Genomic DNA, 4,936 nt, shown 5'->3' on the forward strand with positions numbered 1-4,936 from the left:
GGGTGCGTTTGGTTATTTGCGTGATTGCGCTATATGGCGTGCTCGTTTGCGTTTTGTTGGTTCTTTAAACTTTTTTGCTCTTTGCGCGCGGGTTAACCTGCCGATTTGCGTGGGGTTCTCTGCTTGGTCTGGGGTTGTTTGCTCATCGGGTTTTTTGCGGTCTTTTCGCAGATACCGAGTCACTATAACGCCGCCTATAGCCGAGATAAGGATCGGGATGATCATCCACCAACGCAACGCGTCCCACCAGGTAGGCCCGTCCTCGTTCATAGGGGGCGCTTCCTTAAGAGCGATACGCTCAGCGGTTACTACCAGCCGGTGCGTGTTCAAACCGTAAGGAGTACAAGTAAACAAAGTCAAAATATCCTTACCAGCTTTAGGCTCGAACAACTCTAACTGGGTGGGTTTAATCACGTGGATCGCACGGACTTTATACGCCAGTTTCTTGCCCGCTACCTGCACATAAGCAATATCGCCTACCTCTACATCACGCAAACCATCAAACAAACTAGCGCTTCTCATCCCCGAATGAGCAGTAAGTACCGAGTTAACCCCTTTACCTCCAACCGGCAGGCCAGTACCAAACAGATGCCCCGCACCACGAGCAATCGCGTCATCTTCGGTACCGTGCCGCACCGGAAGATCTATTTTCGCTGATGGTACTACTAGCCGTGCCATCACGTCCCCGGGCAAAGTCTCTAAATACTCTTGATACTCTTTAGAGCCGGTTTTGGTCATCTTATACAAATAAGGATCAAGAATCGGGATACCCCGAATATTAGCGTTATACTCATGCGCCTGTTTAAGTAATGCCTGGGACTGATCGGGACGCACAGAAACCTGCTTCATTTCCTGTGCCTGCATCCTGGATATTTCCCCAATACGCACATTACCAATAAAAATAGCCACCACTGGATAAAGCAAAAGTAATGCTCCCAGTACCGTCAAAACAACAATCACAGCCTTACGCATCCCGATCCCCTCCTCTCAAAACTTAAAACACTTCTCACCTGGCTACCCTGATATAATCCGGCTTTTTATTTACCCCACCCCAGGGTATCGTCATCCACCTTAGAGCCGTTTATTCTTAGGCAGTCTTGCCCCTCTTGCCTCATCGGTTAACCCGCCTGCCGGTTAACCTGTTTGCCCGGTATTAGCCGATACCTATAACGAGAAAAGCGTTTCCCGTATGAGGGCGCAAAGAGGGGGCGGTGCAGTAAGCTACACCGCCCCCTCTTTGGTCTTAGGGGCTATTGATCACTCTATTAATAGTATTCCTAGACCTATGCCTAGTCCTGGCGGCGCTTAACGGTTAGCACCACACCAACAGAGACCAGGATCAAGCCCAGAACCGAAACGAGCAAAATCCCCTGAGCACCAGTAAGCGGCAACCCCAGGTTCTTATGGTTAGTAATATCAAGAGCATTACCAGCCTTAGCCTTGGCAGCAGCACTCAAATCAGTAACCGATCCTTCCTTGGTCAGCGAGAACTTAACCGCCTTCGGCAAAAGCTGGTAACCAGCCGGAGCCTGCTCCTCTACCAAGCAGTAAGGATGCTGATCACCTTCAGCAACATCTTCGTTATCAACAAAGTTAGTCAAGTGCAAACCCTTGATACTAACCAAACCATTATCGCCGGTAGCCTCAGAGGTCTTAATAGCATCACCATAGGTCGAGCAATCCTTATTATCAGAAGTATCCAGGTGAACACTAAACTTAGCGCCAGCCAGAACCTTACCAGCCCCGTCAACCTTCTTGATTACGATATCGCCGAACTTGGTTTTAACCTCCGGGGAAACAACCGGCTTATCATTCTTCTTAGCCCAATCATTCGGGTAAAGCTTAGCCACGTTAGGAATAACCCCAACAGCAGAATCCTTCTTCACATTAGCAGTAAGCTCTAACTCAACCTTCGCACCAGCAGCAATAGTATCCAAGGTAGTACCCTTAAACGATACCGTCACCTTATCCTGCGCAGGATCACCAGTAGCCTCTTTAGTAACCTGGTAACCATTCTCACCCTCGGTAACGTCTTGGCCTGCTACCTTTACGGTTACCGACTGATAAGCCAGGTTAGGATCTAAAGTATCAACAATCTCGTAAACGTTGCCCAGGTCCTTGCGATCCATCTTGCCGTCACCGTTAAGGTCAGCACCGGTAGAAGTAGTAGAAATCGTGTAAACGATATCATCCCCAACATGTTTACCTGCGTCCTTAACCTTCTTATCCAGGGTGTTTTCCTGGTTCTTCGGGTAAACATGCACGTCAGCATTCCAGGCCGTGCCCTTAGGGTTGGTCATCGGCAAAGTCACCGCGAAAGGAGCAATCGGAGTAATCTTCTCCTTTACAACCTCTTTCTGACCATTCATGATCTTGGTCGAGCCTTCCAGATCCTCAACCACGACATACAGGCCGCGCTCTACACCAGCAAACTTAGCCTCACCATTGGTGTCAGTCGTCTCAGTAGTCGGCGCAGCAGCCAACTTGTAAGTGGTTTCTCCAACCTTAATTCCATTGGTAACCACATCATCCGTCAAGGGAACCGCACCAATTTGTTGAGCCAGTTTCAAGCCATCGTTGGTAGAAACATCAACGCCCTCAACCTTGTACAGCTTGAAATTAACCCCCGCCAAAGGAGCCTTGGGAAGCTGACCAGCCTCAATCGCGGTACCATCATGCTTCAAATTCGTAGTCGCACCCAGATACTTATGCACCGTCAAAGATGCTTTCTCCGGCTGCTGATCCACAGCGCTGGCAGCCCCAACGCCTGCCAGGCCCATAAAGGCCATCACCATGCCAGTCAGCACGGCCAATAACTTTTTCTTACTCACTTTCTCTTCCTTTCAAATAGAGTAAACACAATAGCAATCCCTAACACCAGACACCCTAGAAGCAACACTTCAAGAGCACCAGCATAACCCGACAAGGGAAGCTTCCCCTCCGGATAGTTAGTAACGGTCAGGGATCCATCCCCGCCACTAACAGTATTAACATCACCCTTACCACTAGAAACAGTTACTTTCCCGTTACCATCAACCGTGAACTTCACCGGCTGCGGCAACAAAGCATAACCCCGATTCGTTTGGGTTTCCCGCAAGGTGTACTCCTGATTCGGTAAAACCTTAAACTTAACCTTGCCATCCTTCCCAGTAGTCAGGGTCTGCGTGTCCCCACTATCTCCCTCGCGGGACAGCTCAAACACCACACCCTCCATAGGCTTACCCTCATCCGAAACCTTATTAAGCTCGATCTCAACCTCCGCGCGCTCGTTATAACGCACAAACGTAACTGTCGGATTATCACCGGTCAAAGTAACCTTCGAGACCTCATCCGATACCAGGTAACCCGCTGGAGGATTAGTCTCCTGCACGGCGTATTCCTTATCGAAATCCAGACCAGTAAAGGTAGCCAAACCCACCTCGTTAGTAACCAGCTTCTGGGTAGACCCATCCGGCTTCGTCAAAGTAAACTCCGCACCCGCTAGAGCCTTACCAGTCTCCTTCGATAGCTTCGAAACCGTGATCCGACCAGTGTTCTTAGTGTTAGGAACCTCCATAGTGATCAGACCAGTAAACCCATCAAGCAAAGTATAATCCGAAACCCTAACCGACACCGCGTTAGACTTCGCCACATACCCACTAGGAGCCTTGGTTTCCTTGAGTTTATAAACCTTGTCCGGGTCCAGCTTCACGCTAGCAGGCAGCTCCACCAAGCCATCATCACCCGTAGTAAGACCGGCAGCGACCTCGGTAGTCTCGTCCTCCTCAAAGAGCTTGAACTCGGCGCCAGACAGTGGGATCACAACATCAAACGTGTCAGCAACCAAACCAGGCCGCTTAACCGCGCCCTTATTCTCAGCCACTACCTTATCCGCAGCATCAGAAGAAACCCCCCTCACCAACGGCTCAAACTTAAACACCCGCAAGCGGGAAGGATTATTATTGGCCGTCCAGGTGAACTGCTGCGCCTTATAATCATCAACCACAAACTCAAACGCCGCGCCCGGATCCACAAAATACCCGGCAGGAGCCTTCAGCTCCTTCACCCGGTAAACCCCACCAGCAAGACCAGTGAACTCTGCTTGACCAGTATCACCAGTAGTTACTTTCTTGATCGGGTCGGCCGGCCAAGAACCATCCGGGTTCTGTTTAAACAACCCAAACTCGGCGCCAGCCAAGAACCTGCCAGCACCCGCGTCAGACTCACTAGCCGTCGGGTCAACCTTGGTGACAACCAATGAAGACTCTTGTTTTTCTTCCTCGTTGGGTACTAACAGTTCACGCTGCTCAAACAAACGGTTGCCGTCAGCGTCCAAAAGCCGCCCATCCGCGCCAACCTGGAAATACAACGGTTTCTCATTCTTGATATAACCCTCCGGAGCCTTAGTCTCTACCAAGGTATAAACCTGATTAATCTCCAGATTATCGAGGATGACATTAGCAGCCGATCCCCCGGTAGTCACCGACCTATCAAGGTTGCCAGTCCCCTTTCCTTTATAAAGGTTAAAGGTCGCGCCCGCCTTAATCACGCCGTCACCGCGATGCCACTCGCCAAAGGCCTTACCCTTACCGGCCATGCCCCGCACGCCGAGCTTCGACAGGGACACCGCGCCTTTATCGTTCTTGATCTGGCCGTTAACTCCCAGCTTCAGATCCAGCCCGCGCAGGTTAGTACAAGTTGCTTGGCTGCAACTAGTAATGGTGAAATCAATCGGCGCAATCGGCTGCAGGTGACGATCACCCGGATTCTCCGTTAGCTGCCATTTACCGGCAGGAATGTTGTAGAACTTTACGTCACCGTCATCGTTAGAACGCACCGTGATCGGAGCGGAGTTCGGCACAAACATGGTGCCATCGTTCTGTAGCACCGGTTGCGGAGTGATCGTGAATTCAATACCCGCTAAAGGCTGACCGTTCTTATCCACTTTCTTAAACTC

Annotated in this window: 3 protein-coding genes; all 3 read right to left on the reverse strand. The window is 50.5% G+C overall.

What is annotated here, in order from left to right:
• Nucleotides 1-12: 12 nt before the first annotated feature.
• Entirely contained in the window at nucleotides 13-972 is a 960-nt protein-coding gene (locus E6072_RS08805) for a class C sortase (protein ID WP_316695141.1), read from the reverse strand.
• Between the two features lie 317 nt (nucleotides 973-1,289).
• Nucleotides 1,290-2,831: a SpaH/EbpB family LPXTG-anchored major pilin gene (locus E6072_RS08810; protein ID WP_316695142.1), complete on the reverse strand. Its 1,542-nt coding sequence runs from the start codon at nucleotides 2,829-2,831 to the stop codon at nucleotides 1,290-1,292.
• Nucleotides 2,828-4,936: SpaA isopeptide-forming pilin-related protein (locus tag E6072_RS08815; RefSeq protein WP_316695143.1), on the reverse strand; the 2,109-nt coding region annotated here is incomplete at its 5' end. The genes E6072_RS08815 and E6072_RS08810, both read right to left, overlap by 4 nt.

The organism is Varibaculum cambriense, assembly GCF_032557235.1.
GTDB lineage: Bacteria > Actinomycetota > Actinomycetes > Actinomycetales > Actinomycetaceae > Varibaculum > Varibaculum cambriense_C.

Excerpts from the sequence above, each read along its gene's own strand:
- E6072_RS08805 (WP_316695141.1), bottom strand. The coding sequence starts at position 972 with ATGCGTAAGGCTGTGATTGTTGTTTTGACGGTACTGGGAGCATTACTT.